17 protein-coding genes are annotated in these 21947 nt (G+C 47.1%); 10 read left to right on the top strand and 7 right to left on the bottom strand.

Going from position 1 to position 21947, the window contains the following annotated elements:
* Positions 1-165 precede the first annotated feature (165 nt).
* The gene (locus AC566Q_RS08995; protein WP_499615942.1) at positions 166-1035 is read right to left on the bottom strand and encodes a hypothetical protein; all 870 of its coding nucleotides are present in this window, start codon (positions 1033-1035) and stop codon (positions 166-168) included.
* Positions 1036-1187: 152 nt separating this feature from the next.
* Complete coding sequence (gene ffh / locus AC566Q_RS08990; RefSeq protein ID WP_499615939.1) at positions 1188-2579, bottom strand: signal recognition particle protein; 1392 nt, start codon at positions 2577-2579, stop codon at positions 1188-1190.
* A gap of 170 nt (positions 2580-2749) precedes the next feature.
* Between ffh and AC566Q_RS08985 the strand changes: the two genes are divergently transcribed.
* Positions 2750-3544, top strand: coding sequence for a cytochrome C assembly family protein (locus AC566Q_RS08985; RefSeq protein WP_105936097.1), 795 nt, complete (start codon positions 2750-2752; stop codon positions 3542-3544).
* Between the two features lie 82 nt (positions 3545-3626).
* Positions 3627-4919 carry an HlyC/CorC family transporter gene (locus AC566Q_RS08980; RefSeq protein WP_105936098.1) on the top strand — a complete coding sequence of 431 codons (1293 nt, stop codon included), beginning with the start codon at positions 3627-3629 and terminating at the stop codon, positions 4917-4919.
* Here the strand turns inward: AC566Q_RS08980 and AC566Q_RS08975 are convergent.
* Entirely contained in the window at positions 4909-5085 is a 177-nt protein-coding gene (locus AC566Q_RS08975) for a hypothetical protein (protein WP_164464666.1), read from the bottom strand. The two genes, AC566Q_RS08980 and AC566Q_RS08975, sit on opposite strands and share 11 nt — an antisense overlap.
* Positions 5086-5222: 137 nt before the next feature.
* Positions 5223-5735 carry a phosphohistidine phosphatase SixA gene (sixA, locus tag AC566Q_RS08970; protein WP_105936099.1) on the bottom strand — a complete coding sequence of 171 codons (513 nt, stop codon included), beginning with the start codon at positions 5733-5735 and terminating at the stop codon, positions 5223-5225.
* Positions 5736-5891: 156 nt separating this feature from the next.
* Between sixA and AC566Q_RS08965 the strand changes: the two genes are divergently transcribed.
* The 6 genes from AC566Q_RS08965 (at position 5892) to AC566Q_RS08940 (ending at position 16313) form a co-directional block, all read left to right on the top strand.
* Positions 5892-8639 (top strand): insulinase family protein, encoded by a 2748-nt coding sequence (locus tag AC566Q_RS08965; protein ID WP_499615934.1) that lies wholly within the window; start codon positions 5892-5894, stop codon positions 8637-8639.
* 227 nt (positions 8640-8866) lie between these two features.
* The gene (locus AC566Q_RS08960; RefSeq protein WP_499615932.1) at positions 8867-13336 is read left to right on the top strand and encodes an EAL domain-containing protein; all 4470 of its coding nucleotides are present in this window, start codon (positions 8867-8869) and stop codon (positions 13334-13336) included.
* 198 nt (positions 13337-13534) lie between these two features.
* On the top strand, positions 13535-13819 hold the full coding sequence (gene tnpA, locus AC566Q_RS08955; protein ID WP_499615930.1) for an IS66 family insertion sequence element accessory protein TnpA: 285 nt from the start codon (positions 13535-13537) through the stop codon (positions 13817-13819).
* On the top strand, positions 13819-14154 hold the full coding sequence (gene tnpB, locus AC566Q_RS08950) for an IS66 family insertion sequence element accessory protein TnpB (RefSeq protein WP_499615928.1): 336 nt from the start codon (positions 13819-13821) through the stop codon (positions 14152-14154). The genes tnpA and tnpB overlap by 1 nt, the downstream gene beginning before the upstream one ends.
* A gap of 23 nt (positions 14155-14177) precedes the next feature.
* Complete coding sequence (tnpC, locus tag AC566Q_RS08945; RefSeq protein ID WP_499615926.1) at positions 14178-15734, top strand: IS66 family transposase; 1557 nt, start codon at positions 14178-14180, stop codon at positions 15732-15734.
* Positions 15735-16157: 423 nt separating this feature from the next.
* A complete protein-coding gene (locus AC566Q_RS08940) occupies positions 16158-16313 on the top strand; it encodes a hypothetical protein (protein ID WP_499615924.1) in 156 nt (51 codons plus the stop codon).
* 50 nt (positions 16314-16363) lie between these two features.
* On the opposite strand, the gene AC566Q_RS08935 is transcribed toward AC566Q_RS08940, so the two are convergent.
* A complete protein-coding gene (locus AC566Q_RS08935; RefSeq protein WP_499615921.1) occupies positions 16364-16561 on the bottom strand; it encodes a hypothetical protein in 198 nt (65 codons plus the stop codon).
* A gap of 232 nt (positions 16562-16793) precedes the next feature.
* Here AC566Q_RS08935 and AC566Q_RS08930 point away from each other — a divergent pair, with 232 nt between their 5' ends.
* Positions 16794-18122, top strand: coding sequence for an IS4 family transposase (locus tag AC566Q_RS08930; RefSeq protein WP_105933986.1), 1329 nt, complete (start codon positions 16794-16796; stop codon positions 18120-18122).
* A 52-nt stretch (positions 18123-18174) separates the two neighbouring features.
* Here AC566Q_RS08930 and fadJ read toward each other — a convergent pair whose 3' ends face one another.
* Positions 18175-20304: a fatty acid oxidation complex subunit alpha FadJ gene (gene fadJ / locus AC566Q_RS08925; RefSeq protein ID WP_499615919.1), complete on the bottom strand. Its 2130-nt coding sequence runs from the start codon at positions 20302-20304 to the stop codon at positions 18175-18177.
* Positions 20304-21614: an acetyl-CoA C-acyltransferase FadI gene (gene fadI / locus AC566Q_RS08920; RefSeq protein ID WP_499615916.1), complete on the bottom strand. Its 1311-nt coding sequence runs from the start codon at positions 21612-21614 to the stop codon at positions 20304-20306. The genes fadJ and fadI overlap by 1 nt, the downstream gene beginning before the upstream one ends.
* A gap of 136 nt (positions 21615-21750) precedes the next feature.
* Between fadI and AC566Q_RS08915 the strand changes: the two genes are divergently transcribed.
* Positions 21751-21939: a hypothetical protein gene (locus AC566Q_RS08915; RefSeq protein WP_499615913.1), complete on the top strand. Its 189-nt coding sequence runs from the start codon at positions 21751-21753 to the stop codon at positions 21937-21939.
* Positions 21940-21947 lie beyond the last annotated feature (8 nt).

The raw sequence follows: 21947 nt of genomic DNA, 5'->3' as shown, positions 1-21947 counted from the left end.
GAAGAGCGATTGCCAGCGCGGCTGATGGCTGGCTTTACGGCACGGCGAAATTAACGCGTCAGTCTATTATGAAATTGTGCTGTTGCACAGGTTTGAAGGGGCCAGTTTTGGGCTCATGCAGAAAAATCGCCACGATCGCGCATTATTTAACCAAGCTTTGTGACTCTACGGGTTATCGGGCAGCGTATTTAACCACAACGTCTGGTTTTCCCGGTACTCCGGATCCGCTATGACCTCATCCAGCACCGAGTCGATGGCTCTTATCGCGCGTTTGCCCCAGGCATTGTTGGTACAACCGATAGCACCATAAACGGGCTGTTCACCGTATTCCGTGGTGAGCATATAGGTTAGCGACTGGTTATTTTCTTTGATTGCGAAATAGCGCAGGACGCCGGGATAATCGAGCGTGTAATGGATCCGTTCAAAGTCAATTTGCTGCAGCAGTCGCAGCGGGCCCAACACGCCGGGGAGCGCGAGGACATTATCGTCATCTTTGTGAGCGTCAATGGCACTTTGCAACTCTTCAGGAAAACGTCGCGCACCGGCAAAGCCGAATATTAGCGAATCGTTGTTGAGCAAATCTCTTAGTGACAGTGTTTCCGGAGGAGTTGGATATAATTCTGTCAATAGCTCTTTGCGCAGAATAATACCCAGTGGTGGGTAGACGGTAGTCTTTTTACTATAGACAAAACGGTCGGTATCCTGACGCTTAATCATGCAAGGAAAACACAGATTTTCCGTACCTTCGATTAACCGGTTTATTCTTGACTGCGGGTACACGTCAATAGTGGTATCAAGCGGTGACAGCCTGGCATTTATTTTATCCACCAGCACATCACAAATACCGTAGCCGGCATGATGCCCATCCAGAATATGAAAAGGCGGTGACGGGTTTTTTATCCACCGAATATCCACCTGGGGGTTGGCGCGCGTTTCCTCAGCAGCCAGTGAGCCCTGACCAAACCACAAGTCCGCTGTGAGCAACGTAAGCAGCAAGATAGCAGTATGCAAAGCAGGGTGAATAGTTCTTTCCATTTAACAGCAAGTAGCATGATTTCAATAACGGGTTGAGTAAGTATAGCCGTTGCGATGAGCTTTTCGCAGACAGCGGTTACAACTTTTTATTTTATGATGTAACGATACTAAAACGCCGAACAGAATAATCAGACTGTTCGGCGTTGGTTACATTACCGTGGTGGGAACATCCCCCCCATACCACCCGGGCCGCCGCCACCTGGTGGCATCATGCCTTTCATCTGGCGCATCATTTTCTTCATACCGCCGCCAGACATTTTCTTCATCATTTTTTGCATTTGCGTAAACTGCTTAAGCAACCGGTTTACGTCCTGAATCTGGGTGCCGGAACCGGCTGCAATTCGCCGTTTACGTGATCCTTTAATGACTTCAGGCTTTTCACGCTCAGCCGGCGTCATGGAATTGATGATGGCTTCCATTTGCAGAAATTGCTTGTCGTTAGCCTGATCCTTGATCTTGGCGGTCATATTGCCCATGCCCGGCATTTTATCGAGCATGCCCATCATGCCGCCCATGTTGCGCATTTGCTCGAGCTGCTCTTTAAAGTCCTGCAGATCAAATCCCTTACCTTTTTGCACTTTCCTGGCAAGTTTTTGGGCCTTATCTTTGTCGACTTTGCGCTCCACCTCTTCAATAAGGCTAAGCACATCACCCATGCCCAGAATACGAGAAGCGATTCGTTCCGGGTGGAACGGCTCCAGGGCATCGAGTTTTTCACCCATACCAAGGAATTTAATGGGCTTACCAGTAATTTTTCGTACCGAGAGAGCCGCACCGCCACGGGCGTCACCATCGGCTTTGGTAAGAATAACCCCGGTAAGTGGCAAGGCTTCGTTAAAAGCTTTGGCGGTATTCGCTGCATCCTGACCGGTCATGGCATCTACCACAAACAGAGTTTCTACCGGCTTAACCGCTGCATGCAGGCCTTTAATTTCGTCCATCATGTCGTTATCGACATGCAAACGACCGGCGGTATCGACTAACAGCACATCAAAGAATTGCTTACGCGCATCATCGATAGCGTCGTTAACAATATCGATAGGCTTTTGCAAAATAGTGGACGGGAAAAATGTTACGCCTACTTCTTCGGCCAGGGTCTCCAACTGCTTGATAGCTGCCGGACGGTAAACGTCGGCACTGACCACCATGACCTTTTTCTTCTCACGTTCGGTGAGATACTTTGCCAGTTTGCCTACTGAGGTGGTTTTACCCGCCCCTTGCAAACCGGCCATCAGTACTACTGCCGGCGGCTGTGTTGCCAGGTTCAGCTTTTCGTTCGCCTCCCCCATCACCGATTCCAGTTCGGACTGAACTATTTTAATGAAAACCTGACCCGGCTTAAGGCTTTTGGTGACCTCGGTACCCACGGCACGGGCTTTCACCTGACTAACAAATTCCTTAACAACCGGTAAGGCTACGTCTGCCTCAAGCAGTGCCATACGCACTTCTCGCAGCGTATCTTTGATGTTGTCTTCGGTCAGACGGCCGCGCCCGCTTACATTGCGAAGTGTCTGGCCGAGGCGTTCGGAGAGATTCTCAAACATAAATCAATAACCTGAAACAAAAAGTAATCGCTGAAGTATACCGAAATTTACGCTGTTTACGTAGGGGGGATTAACGATTTATCGCAATCAGGCAGACATCTGGTTGAATTCTTTGTTATTCTGACGTATCTATACGGACTTATTTATCATCAACGGGTTATCTACAACGAATGGCTACCTTGTTTGCGCTGTTGGCAGTTGCTGCCTATTTGTTTTCAGCGGTTTCGGTGACGGGGCGATTTTTTCATAATCAGGGGCCTAACCGCATGCTGTCGCTGAGTATTGCGGCACTGGCAGTGGTATTTCACTCATTTTATCTGGGCGATGCGATTCTGGCCGCTCAGGCCGGACAGAATATGAGTATTACCAACGTACTCTCACTGGTTGCCTGGCTGATAACGTTATCAATGCTGGTTAGCAGCAGCCTGTTACCCAATACCATCTTATTACCCGTGGTATTCAGCTTTTCCGCGTTTACGGTGCTGGCATCCATGTTTGTACCGGTCAGCCATATTATGCATATCGACATGCGTCCGGGACTGGTGATTCATATTACGTTATCACTGTTTGCCTACGGGGCGCTGGTGATTGGCTTTTTATATGCGCTGCAGATGTCTTATATAACCCACCAGCTTAAACATAAAGGCGCTGGCTTATTACACTCTTCGCTGCCGCCGCTTATGCTGGTTGAGTCGATACTTTTCAAGCTGATTTTACTGGGCACCATCTTGCTGGTTATTGCTCAGTTAAGTGGCTTTATCTTCCTCGACAACATGTTTAGTCGCGGTTATATCCATAAAACGGTATTATCCATTGCCGGTCTGATTGTTTTTATTGTGCTGCTGGTTGGCCAGAAACTCTGGGGCTGGCGCGGAAAACAAGTCATATCACTAACTGTAGTTGGCGTAATTCTGCTCTCTCTGGCTTATTTTGGCAGCCGGTTTGTCAGCGAAGTACTCTTATAGTCGCATTCACCGAATAAACACTTGAAACCACGTAGCTGACTGTCTACATTGGTGGTTCTAATTAGTACAAGGGATTCCTTAGTTGGACGACATATCTACCAGTGCACTGCTGATTGCACTGGGCATTTTGATTGCACTTTCAGCCTATTTTTCCAGTTCGGAAACTGGAATGATGTCTATCAACCGCTACCGCTTAAAGCACCTTCAGGGCGAAGGGCACCGCGGGGCTAACCGGGTCCAGAAACTCCTCGACCGCCCAGACCGTTTGATCGGTTTGATCCTTATCGGTAATAACCTGGTTAACATTGCCGCCTCAGCCATAGCGACCATTATTTGTACCCGCTGGTTTGGCGAATACTGGGCGGTGTTTGCTACCACCATTGGCCTGACCATCATCCTGCTTATTTTTGCTGAAGTGACGCCTAAAACACTGGCGGCGCTGTACCCGGAAAAAATTGCTTTTCCCAGCTCGCTGATCCTGTCGCCGTTACTGAAAGTCCTTTACCCTTTCGTTGCCTTTATTAACGGCATTACCAACGGCATTCTGGCGATAATGCGTATCAGGCCACATGACGGTGCGGGCGACTCCCTCAGCCGCGAAGAGCTGCGAACCGTGGTGTATGAGGCCGGTACCATGATCCCTAAAAAGCACCAGGACATGCTGGTTAGCATTCTGGATTTAGAAAATGTTACTGCAGAAGACATTATGGTGCCGCGCAGTGATATTGTTGCCATTGATATTAATGACGACTGGAAAATCATTCAGAAGCAACTCACTACGGCGCAACATACCCGCGTGTTGTTATACCGCGATAGTATTGATGATGCGGTTGGCTTTGTGCACGTGCGCGACGCCCTGCGCTTGTTATCTAAAGATCAATTTACCAAGGCCTCACTGCTACGCGCAGTAAGGGAAATCTATTTTGCGCCCGAGTCTATTCCCCTGCATACCCTGATGTATCAGTTTCAGGCTGAGAAAGAGCGGATTGCCCTGGTCGTTGATGAATACGGTGATATTCAGGGCCTGGTAACACTGGAAGATATTCTGGAAGAAATTATTGGTGACTTCACCACCACTAACCTGCCCGACCACAGTAAGGAAGTCTCCATTCAACAGGATGGCAGCGTATTGGTAGATGGCAGTGCCAACATTCGTGAATTAAATAAAGAGATGGACTGGAGTTTTCCTACCGAAGGTCCTAAAACCCTTAACGGTTTGATTCTGGAATACCTGGAAGAAATTCCGGAGAACAATGTCAGCCTGCGTTTAGCAGGATATCCAATTGAGATTATTGATATTAACGAAAATATGATTAAAACCGTGCGGGTGATGCCTGAGTATTTCCGGGAAAGCGCGCCTACCCCTAACGAGTAATCTTCCGCTTGGCCAGAGCCTTTGCTTTGGCCGCTGCCACCTTGGCCGACAAATCACTTAATTTGCCCATCAGTTGCGTCAGCTCTTCGTCTTCGTGCAGGTCTGCTTCCTCAACATGACGCTGAAGCGATTTACGCAACTGTTCAGGGATCGACTGGCCGGACATACTCTCTCAAATAATAGATTCACTACAGGTTCTATATCGGAAAGCGGCCGGATTTCTAAAGCAAAAATGTATCAGAATAAACAGAAATTCAAAGCAGGAAAGATTGCAGATAACGCCAGCTCATACTGGTATGCCAGTTACAGCCCCTGATAGTGCTTGAGTAACACGCCTTTACTGCGGCTTAATGAATAGCGCACCACCGCCACTGAGCCAGTGGCGAACAACGACATCTTTGGCACATCGCAGATTTCGTCGAGAAAAAACGATACAAATGGCATATGACTCACCAGCAATAGCGGCTGACCGGCATTGTTCTTGATGCTCTGCCGGGCCAGGACGTCGACGTAATCGTGAACCAGTTTTACATTGCCATCAGGCGTGATGTCGGCGCAGATTTCAAACTGACTGGCATGCAACGTACTGGCAACCTGTTGATAAGATTGCCGGGTACGGGTGTATGGACTGACCAGTGCGGTAGCGATCTGATTGTCGAGGCAATAGCTCTCTGCCAGCCAATGGCTGGAGGCCCCAACTTCCGCGTTACCCACGGCAGTAAGCCGCCGGCTCTTGTCATCGGTAAGGAGTCCCTCGGCCTCACCATGGCGCATGATAAAAATTAAAATGTCGTCTTTGCTGCTTTGACCTGACATAACATTGCTAATATGATGAGAAATGACAAGTGTACGATAACAAAGGTCGCGCCCCTCGCCTAGTACTATCGCATTGACTTAGACTAAGGTGGGATGACTCAGTCCGTGAGCCGGGCCGGAAGTATAATAATAAGCGAATAAGCGAAGACAAATACATTGAATATTTCCCAGGACTTAAACAGTACTGAATCACTTGTTCTCGAAAATGGACTCCGGGTACTCGTTATTCATAAACCTGAAGTAGACACCTGCTGCGTGTCGGTTAGCGGTAAGGCTGGCCACTTCTTTGACCCCACTGATTGTCCGGGGCTGGCGCATCTGCTGGAACACATGTTGTTTATGGGTAACGATTTCCTGCCCGAAGCAAATGGCATAAACGATGCTGTTGAGCAGGCTGGCGGTTCAATTAATGCCTGGACAGGCACTGATTTTGCCAATTACCATTTTCAGGCTCATGCCCAGGCGTTGCCACGCTTACTGCCCGCTTTAGCTGCAATGCTGGGAGCACCGCACTTTAAGCAAGAGCGCATAGCGGCTGAAATTCAGTCCATCGATGCGGAGTATCAGTACAAACGCAAGGACGACTTACGACGGCTCTATCAAATCCATAAGGAAACGGCCAACCCGGCGCACCCTTTCGCCAAGTTTTCAGTTGGCAATGAACTCATATTTAACCAGTTTCCGGTATCTACGCTAAAAGAAATGCTCAGCAATTTTCATGAGCAGTACTATTGCGCGAAAAACCTTACTTTGTGTGTATATTCGCCTTTTAGCGTTAGTCAGTTAACGCCCTGGTTGGAAGGTTCCTTTGGCCTGCTCGCTGCGGGATCCGCTGCTGAACTTGAATTACCGCCCCTGTATACGGCGGGGCAATTAGGCACGCAAATTAATATTGAGCCGTTGCAGGCCGCAAAGCGCCTGATCATTACTTTTGCTTTGCCAGCCTTGCATCTGGATATCAGTAGCAAGCCGCTGGATTTTATCAGCCATGTACTGGGCGATGAGGCCTCAGGCAGCTTGTTTGCCTATCTCAAAGCAAAAGGCTGGATCAGCAATCTGATTGCCGGCTCTGGTATCGAAGGGCAGAATTTCAAAGATTTTAATATTAACCTGCAACTAACCGAAAGCGGACTCAAACAGCAAAACGATATCATCAACGCGGTGTTTTATGTGATTGAGCAACTTAAGCAAGCCGCTACGGAAGAATGGCGCTTGCAGGAAAAAGCCAAATTGAATCAATTGGCCCGGCAATACGATGATTCCCATAAGCCTCTGCAGGCAATCAGTGAACTGGCTGAACTACATCAATATTTTAGTTGGGATGAGATCGCCAACGCCTGTGTTTCTGAAACCTTAACTCAGCAAAGCTTGTGTGATGCTCTGGCTTATTTTACGCCGGCGAATATGCGGGTGAAAGTCATAGCTCAGGGCGTGCACACCACTAAAAGGTGTGCTTATTACGATGCAGCCTATGCGATTGAGTCTTATACAGAGCAGCAACTGGCAGCGTGGCAGACTCCCAGCCCGGTGCAGGCTATATTTATGTCGCCTCCAAACCCTTTTATCGGCGACAGCTACAGCCTTTGTAAAAATGAAGCACAATTTGCACTGCCGCAACAAATAGTAAGTGATAAAGGGTTTGATTTCTGGTTTTGTCAGGATCACATATTCAATGTACCCAAAGGTGATATTTTCGTGTCTTTTGATATCCCGTCTTTGGCCCAAAATATTCACCAGGTAGCGGCGAAAAGGCTATGGCTGGCCGCGCTTAATGATTTTCTGCAGGGTCGCTTCTATCGGGCGGAAATAGCCGGACTACATTACCGGATATACGGCCACCAGGGTGGGTTTAGTATTCACACCAGAGGGTTCAGTGCCCAGCAGGGACAATTACTGAATCATCTGATAGATGCCATCAAGGGATTCACACCAGATCCACAGACCTTTAAACAAGTGCAGTTAATGCAGTGTCAGAGCTTACATAACACACTGCTAAATAAGCCGATTAACCGCTTATTCTCGCGCCTGAGTGTATTAATTCAAAAGAACACACACGCGCCGGTAGAAATGCTGGATGCCGTGCAGCATTGTCAGTTTGATGATATTCAGCGACTACGAGACAGAGCCTTTGATTACTACCATGTAGACGGGCTGATTCACGGTAACTGGTCGTCCAGCGCTGCCCAGCGCATTGTTGACAGCGTACTGACACAAACCGTCTCTGCCAAAGCGCCGCCGCTGCCACGCCCGGTTGCCAAGTTACCGGTGGGTAAAACCTTATATCATGAAGTAGCCTGTGAGCACGATGACGCCGCGGTTGTTTTGTATCTACAGGCGCCCAGCAATGACATCCAGGATGTCGCCATGTGCATGGTACTGGAACAAATGTTGGCGGGCTCCTTCTTCACTACCCTGCGTACAGAGAAGCAACTAGGCTATATTGTGGGTACCGGTTATGTTCCGCATAATCAGCATCCGGGCATCGCTTTTTACATTCAAAGCCCCAACAATGCCCCGCAGGTTTTGCTCGACCACATCTCCACGTTTTTGCAGCAGCAAACCAGTGAAAAAGCCTTTTATGAAGGTTACTGGCCACACATTCGGCGCAACCTGTTAAAGCAGTTGCAGGATGTTGATATTAATCAATCCATGCGTTCTCAAAATATCTGGCAAAGCCTGGGCGCCAAAGACCCGCAACTTAATAACAACCAACGCCTTGCACAGGCTATCGAGTCGATGCGATTCAGCGATATCGAACACTACGCCACCGACATGAATCTCAACCAGACTTTCGGACAACTGGTATTGTTTGCCCCGGGTAAATTTAAAACCATGAACGTCGCAAATGACGTCTTTATTCCGAATATCGCGGATTTTAAATCTAAAGTTGAATTTTACCTTTGAGCATTTAATCCCCTCTTTCCTCCTACTGTCACCACGGGTTGCCCAAGAAATACACAGGCAGTGATGGCAATCAAAAAAAACCTTGTAGAGACGCTGTTTATTGGGCATATTGGGTAGCGGATAGTAGGGAAGCTAGACACGATAAGAAGTAAAAAAGATAAGGCATTCAATGCCAAAGGTGTATGGTGCGCTCAACCCAAAGAACGACTTTTGTACTGATAATTTCAGTGCTATTCCTATTTACCCGTGCAGTTTTTGCTGCCGCGGCTGCTGGTGATATCCGCTTTAACGAGTACAGCAGAGAGGATGGCATTTCTACAGGCACAATGATGTCCATTGTAGAAGACCAGTACGGCTATATCTGGATCGGGGCGTCTGATGGACTTTATCGTTACGACGGCTACAATTTCAAACATTTCCGACACAACCCACAAAATCCAAACTCTATTCCACCTGGCTTTGCCAGACATATGTATTTATCTGATGCTGAGGAACTGTGGATAGGTACCTATAATGGCCTCGCTAAGTATCACCCGGAAACCGATAGTTTTACGGTTTTTAACAGTGATAATTCGCAACTTAAAAGTGATGATATTTGGTCAATTACTGAAGACCAACAAGGTAATATCATTGTAGCTGACACTTCGAATTTATATATCCTTGACGCAGCTTCTAATCAATTAGAGGTTCTAGATCCCCGTATCGACTTTCCCGATGACATTGAGGTTATTCGTAATGAACCGACCAGAATTTGGATTGGTACTTATGCATCCGGTGCATATATATACGATAAAAAGTCTAGAAGACTATATTCACTTAAACAGGTCAACCAATGGGGAATAAATCTTACCGCCACTTCTATTCTAGATATTCAAGTCATAAATGGAGAATACTGGCTCGGAACGAGTGAGGGAGTGTTAGTTTTTAACAATCAGGGTGAACAGGTTAAAGCGATTAACTCCACTACCTACCCATCTATGGTCAATAATATTATTAGGTCCATTAAGCAAGTAGAAGACGGCACTATTTGGATAGGGACTGAAAACGGTCTGGGTATTTACAATCCAACCAAAGACAAACTTACGCTGCTATCTGAAAAAAACAGAAATCTCACCAAACTTAATAACCATTTTGTCAGACAAATTTACCCAGACTCTACAGGTTCTGTTTGGCTTGCTATGTACGAAGGACTCTACAGACACAATCCTTCTACTAATTCACTGGCACTTTATACTCATATTGACGACTCAGGTAGCGGTTCAAAGCGCATTTGGGCAATAAAAGAAGACTCAAACGATAACCTATGGATTGCGACTCAAGGTAAAGGCTTAGTCAAATTTAATCTCACAAATAAAACTCTCAAATATTTTATTTCAGACTATCCGTCTCAGATCTGGGATATGGAAATAGACTTAAAAAATAATATTTGGATAGGAACTCACAGTGGTCTGGAGTTATATGTACCAGTTAATAATGACCTCAATTTAGTTGGTTCTTTTCTCTCAGGCGAGATAGTTGATTCCATTTATTTTGATGGCCAGCGTATTTGGACTTGGACACAAGACAAAGGACTGGTTTCTATCGAACCTGATAATTCAACTGGTGGTCGTAACCCAAACTCTCGCTTGAATTATTCTGAAAACTATCACGCAGATATATTCAAAAATACGATCAATGTTCCGGTGTACTCCGATAATGATGGGAATATCTGGCTTACAGCACTGGGTAAGATAAAGATAGTTGATCCTTCAACTGATGAAATAGTGACAACAATAGATTTAAAGCTCAGAGACGGTAAAGATGCGACTCAAGTAAAATCAGTTTACGATTGGGGCAACCACTACTGGCTTACTACGCACTCTTCAGGAATATTTCAACTTGACAAAAATACTCTTAATTTAGTCCGCCACCACAATATTCCGGAATTTTACTCAGAAGTCTTATCGGCGGTCGGGTTCAAGGACTCTATATGGATCGCAACTGAGACCGAAATATATCAAGTAGCATTGCCTAACGTACAAATTGATTTGACCCTTAGCGAAACACAACTTGAATATAATGGATACTCCGAAGGGGCTATTTTAAAAACAAGAGACAATGCGCTTGTTTTTGGTGGTGGTAAAGGGTTTCACTTTTTTTATCCTGAATTCTTAACATTTAGGGAAGTGAATGAAATTCTTTCCGAAAAACCTCAACTCTTCTCATTAAAAGTCTTTGGTAAAGAACAAAAAATTGACCCCAATAGTGAATCGTTAGACAAACCTTTGTACTTAAAGGACTCTTTAACTCTCGCTAGCGACGTCTCACGTTTTAGTTTTGGGTTTGGCATAATCAACGCAGTATCCCCCTCCGCCGTCAAATACCGCTACCGTCTTGATGGCCTTGATAGTAACTGGACAGAGTCTGGCCCAGAGCGGCAAGCATATTACAATAATGTATCTTTTGGTGACTACACTTTCGAGGTTCAAGCCAGCGAAAATGGCAAAATTTGGTCTGAGTCTCGCGAGCTAAAACTTACAATACTCCCCCCCGCCTGGTTACACCCTGCCGCTCTCATCTTTTATGGTTTTTTTGCTGCAATTTTAACTTTGTATGTAGTTCGACAATATCACGTCCGTCGTCGTCAGCGCATTGCTGTTTCCGAGTCGGAAGAACGCTTAAAACTCACGCTTTGGAGCAGTGGCGATGAGTTGTGGGACTGGGATGTTTATCGAGGCCAGGTTTACCGGTCAAACACCTGGGGTACCCTGGACTTCCCTCAGGACGATATCCGCACCAGTAGCGCTTATGACGCCAATATCCATCCCCATGATCTTAAGCGCGTACAGGATGCACTGAAAGAACACCTTGATGGTAAAACGGATTTTTACGAAATCGCATACCGTACCAAAACCTTCACCAACACCTGGTTATGGATTCTGGATCGCGGCAAAGTGGTACAGCGGGACCACAACAATGAGCCCATCCGGATGACAGGCACATTGAAGGATATTCAACATCTGAAAGATGCCGAAGAGCAGCTCAACCTGTTTAAGCGCTCTATCGAAAACATTTCTGAAGGCGTGTTCATTACCGATACCAAATTCCGCTTTATATCGGTGAATAATGCCTACTGTACTTATACTGGTGAAACCCGGGATCAGGCATTGGCTACTTACCTGTATTTCCATCAGTACCCGGAAGCTTTTACCGAAGAGATTAAGAAAACGCTAAGATCCCGAGGTAACTGGAGTGGTGAAGTAGAAAGTAGCCGGGTAAATGGCGAACGTTACGAAATCGAACTGAATATCGATGCGGTGCATGACGACGACGGCCGGATCTCGCACTTTGTAGGCGTATTTTCAGACATCACTTCCCGTAAGAGCACGGAAAAAGAACTTTTGAAGCTGGCTAACTCCGATCCACTCACCGAGTTACCTAACCGTTCGTTTTTCCAGGCCAGTCATAGCAACCTGGTACGCCGTGCGACACCCCATGCCCTACTCTGTCTGGATATGGATAACTTTAAAAAGATTAACGACTCGCTCGGTCACCAAACCGGCGACATATTGATTAAGCAAATCGCCAAGCGCATCCAGCGCATGACCGACAGCAATTCTACCTGCTATCGTCTGGGCGGTGACGAATTCAGTATTCTGATGGAAGACTTTTCAGATATACATACCATTACCCACTTTGCCCAAAGTATTTTAAATACGCTTTCACGGCCCTTTATCATCAACAAACAAGAGTTTGTGCTGGGTGCCAGTATTGGTATTGCCCTATTCCCTGAAGATGGTTCCTCACCTCAGGAGTTGTTGAAAAACGCCGATACGGCCATGTATTTCGCTAAAAACAATGGCGGTAACAGCTATCAGTTCTTCAGTGGCGAAATGAACCAGAATGCCGTCAGGCAGTTACAGATAGAAAACCTAATCCGTCAGGGTATAAAAGACAACTTGTTCACCGTTTACTATCAACCAAAAGTCGATATCACCACCGGTAAGCTGGTAAGCATGGAAGCGCTGGTGCGCTTTGAACACCCGAATAAGGGTATTGTCAGCCCAGGCCAGTTTATTCCTCTGGCGGAGCAAACAGGCCAGATAATCGAGATTGGTGAACAGGTTTTACGCAAAGCCTGCGAAGATACCAAACGCTGGGTCAGTGAAGGCTTATTCAGCGGCCGGGTGGCTGTAAATATTTCGGCGAAACAGTTTGAATTACCAGACCTTGATGACCGCATAGAAAACGTGCTTCGTCAGGTAGGCCTGTCTCCTCTTCACTTAGAGTGTGAGATTACTGAAGGCACCCTGATGGAAAACCCGGAAGAAGGCCTGAGAATGATGCAGCGGCTGCGTGATCGCGGTATTCACCTGGCACTGGATGACTTTGGTACCGGCTACTCTTCGCTGGCTTATCTGAAGAAATTCCCACTCAATACGTTAAAAATCGATAAAGCCTTTATTGATGATATCGCCAACAGTAATGTCGATCGTCATATGGCGGCTGCAATTATCAATATTGCTCACAACCTGGGCCTGAAAGTGGTTGCCGAAGGGGTGGAATATGAAGAGCAACTGAATATTCTGCGCCGCTACGACTGCGAAATGCTGCAGGGTTTCCTGTACAGCAAACCACTCAATGCAGAACGCTTTGAGAAGCTACTCCGTGAAAACAGCTTACTGCATAAAATCATTAATAAGGTTTCTCCAACCTAACTAAGTCTGTAATGACTTATGTCGCAGGCGCCGGTCACTTTTTACTGCCATTCTTATGTCCCGCTAGCCAGGTGTAAGCTGGCAGGGATTAATGCTAATGCATAACTGTTTCGTAAGCGATCAATTTAGACCGTCTTTTCCCGGCGGAGCTACCCCGTAAAATGGTCCCCGTAGATTTTACTCACGGAGACTTAATCGATGGCAACAAAAAGACGTACACGCGAGCAATGGCAGGAATTGATTGATAAGCAAGCAGCAAGCGAACTGTCGGTCAGTGAATTTTGTGCACAGCATGCGTTAACAGTATCAAACTTCTATCTGTGGCGTAAAAAACTGAGCGATGATAGCCAATCGCTTGCGCAGCAAGATAACTGGCTTGCCTTTGATATGCCAGCAAGTGCGAACCAGAGCGCAGGCTCTGCCTGGGAGATTGAACTGGCATTACCCGGTGGTGTGGTGCTGCGGATGAACCGGGCTGCCTGATGTTACCCTTATCCAATGGGCGTATTTGGCTGTATACCGGTAATACGGATATGCGCAAACAGTTTGATGGGCTGGCGGCACTGGTACAGGGCAAACTGGGGATGCAAGCGCATTGTGGCGACTGGTTTGTGTTTATCAATAAGCGCCGCACCCAGCTCAAGGTGTTGTATTACTACCAGGGCGGTTATTGTTTGTGGAGTAAACGGTTAGAAAAAGGGACTTACGCCAACGTGTCTGACGGCAACGCAAAAACACCGCTCAACAGTGCCCAGTTACAGTGTTTGATTGATGGCATTTACTGGCAAAAAGACAAACAAAACAGGCGATTTAATTAACTGATTTTGCTATAATTTACGCCATGAAAACGCCTTCGAATAACACCTCAAAAGATGCACAAATTGCGGCTTTATCAGATGAAGTTGCACAATTAAAGCATCAACTGGACTGGCTTAAACGCCAGTTGTTCGGGCGTAAGTCTGAAAAAGTGTTAGTGGATAATCCGGCGCAGAGCAGTTTGTTTGATGAGGGTGAGACACACGCCTTACCGGCAGACACCAAACCGGTGAAGGCCCATACCCGTTCCTCACAAAAGCAACGTCGCGACTCGGATGTGAATGATGAAGGCCTGCGTTTTGATGAGACGGTGCCTCAGCTGATTATTGATGTGCCTGCGCCTGAGTTACAAGGAACGAATGCCGACCAGTATGATGTCGTTGATATCAAAGAAACCCGTCGCTTAGCACAACAGCCCGGCAGTTATGTGGTACTGGTGTATCGTCGTCAGGTCGTGCGTCATAAAACCACGCAAACCCTTAAGGATACCCCAGCCCCCATCAATGTACTGGAAGGCTGTTACTGCGATGTCTCACTACTCGCTGGGCTGATGGTGGATAAAGCGGTATATCACTTACCGCTTCACCGCCAACATCAACGGATGCTCGATAGCGGTATCACCCTTAGCCGGGCTACCTTAATCAACTGGATACAACAAGGCATTGAGCTGCTTCGGCCCATCGCCAAGGCCCAGTGGCAGCACATTCTGCAAAGCAACATACTGACCATGGATGAAGTGCCCATTAAAGCCGGGCGTACCAAAGGGGCTGGCCGAAAACCGGGGCAAATGAAACAAACCTACTTCTGGCCGATGTACGGTGACAGTGATGAGGTGGCGTTTACCTGGAGTCACAGCCGGGGCATGTTGCATGCCAAAGCACAGCTACAGGACTTTACCGGTACCTTGCTGACCGACGGCTATGCCGCTTACACCAAAACGGTTGAACAATTAAATCAACACGAACTGCAGATTGTGCACGCTGCCTGTTGGGTACACATGCGCAGAGGCTTTGAAAAAGCCCTCGACAGTGAGCCGCAAACAGCGCAACAGGCACTGGATATCATCGCCACGCTCTACCGGCATGAAAAACACATCCGGGATAAGCAATCAGACCTGGCTGATATCCATACCTACCGGCAACAACACAGCGAACCCTTAGTCACTGAGTTCTTCCGGTGGGTCTACCAACAACGCCAGCGCACCGATTTACTGCCCAAATCCCCCTTCGCCAAGGCGCTTCACTATGCGCATGAGCGGGAGAGCCAACTCAAGGTGTTCCTGAGTAACCCGGCGTTACCCCTGGATACCAATCATCTGGAACGGGCACTGCGGGTTATTCCCATGGGCAGAAAAAACTATTTGTTCTGCTGGTCCGAACTCGGGGCTGAACAACTGGGCATATTACAAAGCCTGATGGTGACTTGCCGCCTGCAAGGCGTCAATCCCTACCATTACCTCGTGGATGTATTGCAGCGTGTAGCACTGCATCCGGCCAAAGACGTACTCGACCTGACGCCAAGAGTCTGGAAAGAGAGATTCGCGGACAAAAAATTAACGAGCGACTTAGATAAAATGGGGTGATCCGGGTCTATATTGATCGCTTACACTGTTTCATCTCACTTTACTACTAAATTTCTTACAACTTGTCCTTACACTGCTATCTGAGGCAGTTTCTTCATAAAACCCTGCATGTTATTAACCAGTTACAAATATAAATAACTTTGGCACTTTTATTTAAATGTGTGCTAATTGGCGTCTTTTTATCGAATAAAGGCAATTTTTTGACTCTTTTACCTTAAGTATTCTGATAAGCGGCAGATAAATGCATAGAACGGCAATAATTACCGGCAACGGAAAATTGACGCCGTCCAAAAGGATGCTGCAAACCTTTGTTTTTAAAGGACATTAAAAGTTGGCATAGGGTTCGCATTAATAAGAATGACAATGAGGATTGTCAATCAGTTTTGTTTGTTTTGTATATAAGAATATAACGAGGAAAGAAAGATGTTGAAAGCATACGCAGTAGCCCTAGTACTTTCTACAACCGCACCTGTAGCAGCCGATAAGCAAGATGGCGCTCAGAAAGCTCCTGTACAGAAAAAAGAAGTAGCAACTGAGACGCAACAATACAAGCCTAAAACCAGTGGCGCTCGTATTTAATTTACTTTAGAATTCTAAAAAAGGAGCTCAGGCTCCTTTTTTTATGCCTGCTACGCGCGTAAATAAGCGTTATTAAAGCCGCAGTCTTTTCTCATCCGCACATGACGGCTTATGGAAAACATTGGCCACACCAGCGGGCCCATCAATAACCCTACAAACGCCCACTGCTTTGCCGCTAGTCCGGCTTTTGTCGCTTCGACAAAAAAGTAACAGCTACTGGCCAGACAAACTAAAATTACTGTCAACATATTGACGCCCTTTTAATCTATAAGGTTTTTTTGACTTGCTGGAAAAACACTCAACATTTTCAGCGGGCGCATATTACCCTTTTCTGGTAACAAAACCATCATTTATTTGGCTTATAATGAAAAAATCCGGCCTAAGCCTAATGCCGATCAGTTAAGAAATTTATACTGATCGGTTGACCGATCTTTCTACGGGTTCACAATCCGATATCAGTCTCTGGTATCGGATTTTTTTATGTCTTTACTTACACACCTCGATGATACATTTGGTCATGCAGAAGATTTGAATGCTATCGATAAACTGATGTCTTTCGTTGACCCCGAACTTCTCCAGCAAGCTTATGAATTATCGGGTGTAGCGACCGTCAGGCGTCGACGATTACCTCTGGATTCGGTTGTTTTTACCATTGTTGGTATGAGTCTTTTCCGTAACGACCCTGTCTGGGACATTGCGAATAAACTCGATGTTTCACTACCGGGTAAAAATCGTTTTGTTGCGCCTAGTGCGGTGGTACAAGCGCGCCAACGACTGGGGGAAGATGCCGTCGGGCACACTTTTAAACTGATGGCACAGCGGGCATTTGGTGAGTACGCTTTTGAGCAGTGGTGTGGTTTAAATGTACTGGCGGTTGATGGCGTGATGTTTCGTACTCAGGATACTACGGAGAACCTTAATGCATTTGGTTGTGACCGGAATGCCAAGGGTGATAATCCGTACCCGCAGGTACGCATGTGCAGCCTGATGGAAACGTCCAGCCACCTTCTTTTGGCCAGTGAATTTGATAGTCGTAATGTAGGAGAGATGTCCCTCGCTGAACGGCTTATCCCTTCGGTGCCTGATAACTCTCTGACCCTGTTCGACAGAGGCTATTACTCGCTGGGATTACTCTACTTGTGGATGACTAAAGGGGTCAACACGCACTGGATGCTCCCTGCACGTAAAGATTTACAATACACAGTAAAACATCAACTAAGTGAAGATGATGCTATTGTCACACTGAAAACTTCTCCTCAGGCTAGGAAGAAGTTCGATGGTTTACCGGAAACCATCGAAGCGAGACTGACCAGCTACGAAATCGACGGAAAGACCTATCGGGTGCTTAGTTCAATGGTTGATGCGATGCAGTTTCCCTATGAAGACGTTGTTGATGTGTATGTTCAGCGCTGGGAAATAGAGTTGGGCTTCAGGGAAATGAAACAGACTCTGCATCAGGCAAAACTAACGCTTCGTAGTAAGAAACCTGAGATGGTGCGTCAGGAACTGTGGGGACTATTGCTCGCCTACAACCTGATTAGGATGATGATGCTAGATGCAGTAAAAGACATACCGGATTTATCTCCCTCTCGACTTAGCTTCGGACTCTGCATGAGACATATCATTGTGTTCTTCCTGACCACTATCCCAGACACAGTGACCAAACTGCCAGTTCACTATGAATACCTGATGGAATCGTTGAGGATGATGAGGTTACCGGACAAACGACCTGACAGGTATTATCCACGAGTGGTAAGGAATAGACCGGCTAAATACCCCTCAAAGAAAAAAATGCCAGTCAGTTCTTAACTGACTGGCATTAGGCGAAAGCCGGATTTTTTAACATATTAATTACACTAGATTAATAAAAGGTAGTGTTTTCGGCTGCCATTGTTTCCAGTACGGCCGCTGGTTTAAACTTGGCATCGACCTTATCAGCATAGTGATTTAGCCGCTCCACCACTTTTACTACACCTAACTGGTCCATATAGCGGAAAGGTCCACCGAGGAATGGTGGAAAACCAATTCCGAAGATAGCGCCGATATCACCGTCCCTGGCGCTACGGATAACCCCTTCATCCAGACAGCGTGCGGCTTCATTAAGCATCATCAGCACACAACGCTCTGAAATCTCTGATTCACTACGGCTTTTAGCCGGTGAAACACCCAGCAGTGGGTAAATACTCTCATCTACCGCTTTACCTGGCTTTTTACCGCTATAGTCGTAAAAGCCTTTTTTATTCTTCTTACCTTTGCGGTCATCTGCCAGTACTTTATCGAACGCTGAGGGCGCGGAAAAACGCTCTCCAAAGGCATCCATAAGAATAGGAATAATTTTGGTGCCTACATCGATACCGACTTCATCCAGCAGCTTCACTGGTCCCACCGGGAAACCAAAGTTAAGCAGCGCTTTATCAATGTGATCGATAGGCTCGCCGGCCAGAATCAGACTTGCCGCTTCGTTCATGTAAGGGGCAAGAATTCGGTTTACGTAAAACCCAGCCCCATCTTTGACTACCACCGGCGTTTTACCTTGCTTTTTAGCAAACTCCACGGTGGTAGAAATTGTCTGGTCAGAAGTTTTCTCGTGAGCAATAACCTCTGCCAGCGGCATTTTATCTACCGGCGAAAAGTAATGCAGGCCGATAACATTTTCCGGGCGCTCAGCCTCGGCGGCAATTTCAGCAATAGGAATGGATGAGGTGTTCGAGGCAAAAATGGTTTCGGCTTTACAGCCCTGCTCTACATCGGCGACCATTTTACGTTTAAGGCCAACATCCTCAAATACTGCTTCAACAATAATATCGGCGTCCTGCAGGCCTGAGTAATCCAGCGTACCGGTTAACAATGCCATCTGTTTTTGCATCTCAGACTTACGCATAAAGCGACGCTTAACCTTTTTATTGAGCAGGTCGTAGCTGTACTTCATGGCATTGGCAATACCGGCCGGCTGAATATCTTTAATCCGTACTGGTACACCTGCTTTCGTAGCAGTAACGTAGGCAATACCGCCGCCCATCAAGCCGCCGCCGAGCACACCCACCTTATTCACTTTCTCTGGTGGGACATCAGCAACACCAGACTCTTTTTTCATCGCTGTAGTTGCGAAGAAAATTTGCCGCAGCTGTTTTGACTCTGGCGTCATCACCAGTTGGCCAAAAGCCTTAGCTTCTGCATCCAGGCCCGCCTGCATGCCTTTGTTTATACCAATGGCCACCACATCGAGGATCTGTTGTGGTGCCGGGTAATTGCCGCGTGTTTTGGCCTGGGTTTGCTCTCCCGCTTTTTTAAATACGATATTGCGACCCGGAGCGGTGCCCTCAAGAAATTTACTGACCAGCCCTTTAGGTTCAGCCTTGCGAGAAGGTTTCGACTTAGCGGCAAATTGAGACGCTACATCTACCAACACAGAGCGCGGAACCACGTCATCCACTATGCCGTATTTTTTGGCTTGTTTTGCTCGCACAGATGCGCCCGTCAGCATCATTTTAATCGCTTGCTGAATGCCCGCCAGTTTGGGTAAACGTTGGGTGCCTCCACTGCCGGGTAACAAGCCGAGCTGCACTTCCGGCAGGCCCAGCTGAGTCGCTGAACTGTCGGTACAAATTCGGTAATGGCACGCCATTGCCAATTCCAGGCCACCGCCCAGCGCAGGCCCATGAATAGCGGCAACAAAAGTCTGGCGCATATTTTCAATGCGATTAAAAATATCCTGCCCGCCTTTGGCCAGTGCCATAGCTTCATCAGCAGTTGAACAGGCATCCAGCATGGTGATATCGGCACCGGCAACAAAGGAATTATCCTTACCGCTTACCAACACAACGCCCTTAATACTGCTGTCATTTTCAATTTCATCCAGCAGGACGGTCATTTCTTCGCCAAACGCAGCCTTCAGAGTGTTCATCGACTCACCCGGCACGTCCATGGTTAATATGGCTATACCGTTATCCTGCCTGGTCAGCGTAAATGCGCTGTGAGTTTGTTCTGTCATTATGCTGTCTCCACAATCATCGCTGCACCTAGTCCACCTGCCGCGCAGGCAGTTAACAGGCCGGTTCCGCCGCCTCGGCGGTTCAGTTCGTTAAGCATTTGAGTGATCATTCGGGTGCCGGTGGCCGCAAACGGGTGACCGTAAGCTATAGAGCTCCCCATGACATTAAACTTATCCATATCGATTTCGCCGGTAGCTTTACTGCGACCCAGTTTTTCCTGAGCAAACTTGTCACTGGCGAACATCTTTATATTGGCCAGCGTTTGCGCAGCAAAGGCTTCGTGCATTTCGATTAAGGTTAAATCGTTCAGCGACATACCCGCTTTATCCAGCGCCATCGGCGATGCATAAGAAGGCCCCATCAGCATGTCTTCCCACACATCGATAGCCGCGAACGCATAACTCTTGATGTAACCCAGTGGCGTGTAGCCCAACGCTTTCGCCTTACTTTCTGTCATCATCAGTACGGCAGATGCACCGTCGGTAAGCGGCGTGGCATTTGCAGCGGTGACTGAGCCATACTTTTTATCAAACACCGGGCGCAGCTTCGCATACCCTTCGATTTTAGAGTCAAAACGAATGTTGTTATCTTGCTCAAGCGCGCCTTTATAAGGTTCGGCATAGGCAGTCATTACTTCGTTGGCCAGCTTACCCGCCTGCCAGCTTTCGGCTGCCAGTGAGTGTGAACGGTGGGCTAATTCATCCTGAGCCTTACGACTAATGCCATGGCTTTTAGCCATTTGCTCTGCCGTCTGGCCCATAGATAAGCCGGTTGAATATTCAGCAACAGCAGGGGGTACCGGCATAAGGTCTTTTAAGCCCAACTTTTTAAGCACAGCCCATTTTTGCCCCAGCGTTTTAGTTTTCTGCAAATCCACCAGCGCTCTGGCCAGCTTTTTCGATACCCCGATAGGCGAAACAGACGTTGAATCGGCACCACCGGCAACGCCTACTTCAATATTGCCTGCCATCATCGACTCGGCAATATTTACAGTAGACTGAAAGCTGGTAGCACAGGCGCGGGAAACGCTGTAGGCATCGGTGTGTACGTTCATGCCAGTGCCCAGCACAATTTCGCGGGCAATATTGGGCGCTTCGGGCATTTGTACAACCTGGCCATACACCAGTTGTTCAACCAGCTTAGGATCCACCGCATTGCGAACCAGTAGTTCGTTTACCACCATCTTGCCCAAATCCACCGCGGGCACGCCGTGAAAATAGGTAGCCATTTTTGCGAACGGCGTTCTAAGGCCGGCAACGATAGCGATCCTGTCGCCGTTGCGCGTTGTGACTGATTGTTGTTTAGCCATGCAATTCAACCTGTATTTGCGACCATCAAGTGGTCTGACCTGTAGTTAGTAGGCAGATTTTTACAAACTATTAAACAAATAGCAAATGTGCGGCGGAATATTTTGCAACATTTATTCACTTGAGGACGGACATCTCTTGAAACAAAATAAAGCGACCCTATTACAGATTGTTGATATAACAACAATTGGACAAGCAAAAAATGGCTTTCTGCCCATTTTAGCGGGAACCTTTAAGACCCTGAAAAGTCATATCGGTTCAGTGCCGGCACCGGCCAACGGATATCGCGCAATTTTTACCCATTATTTTGCATTTTCAATAACATAAAGAAGGTA

Source organism: Alteromonas sp. H02 (assembly GCF_059682525.1).
This window is presented reverse-complemented; position numbering and strand designations above follow the sequence as displayed.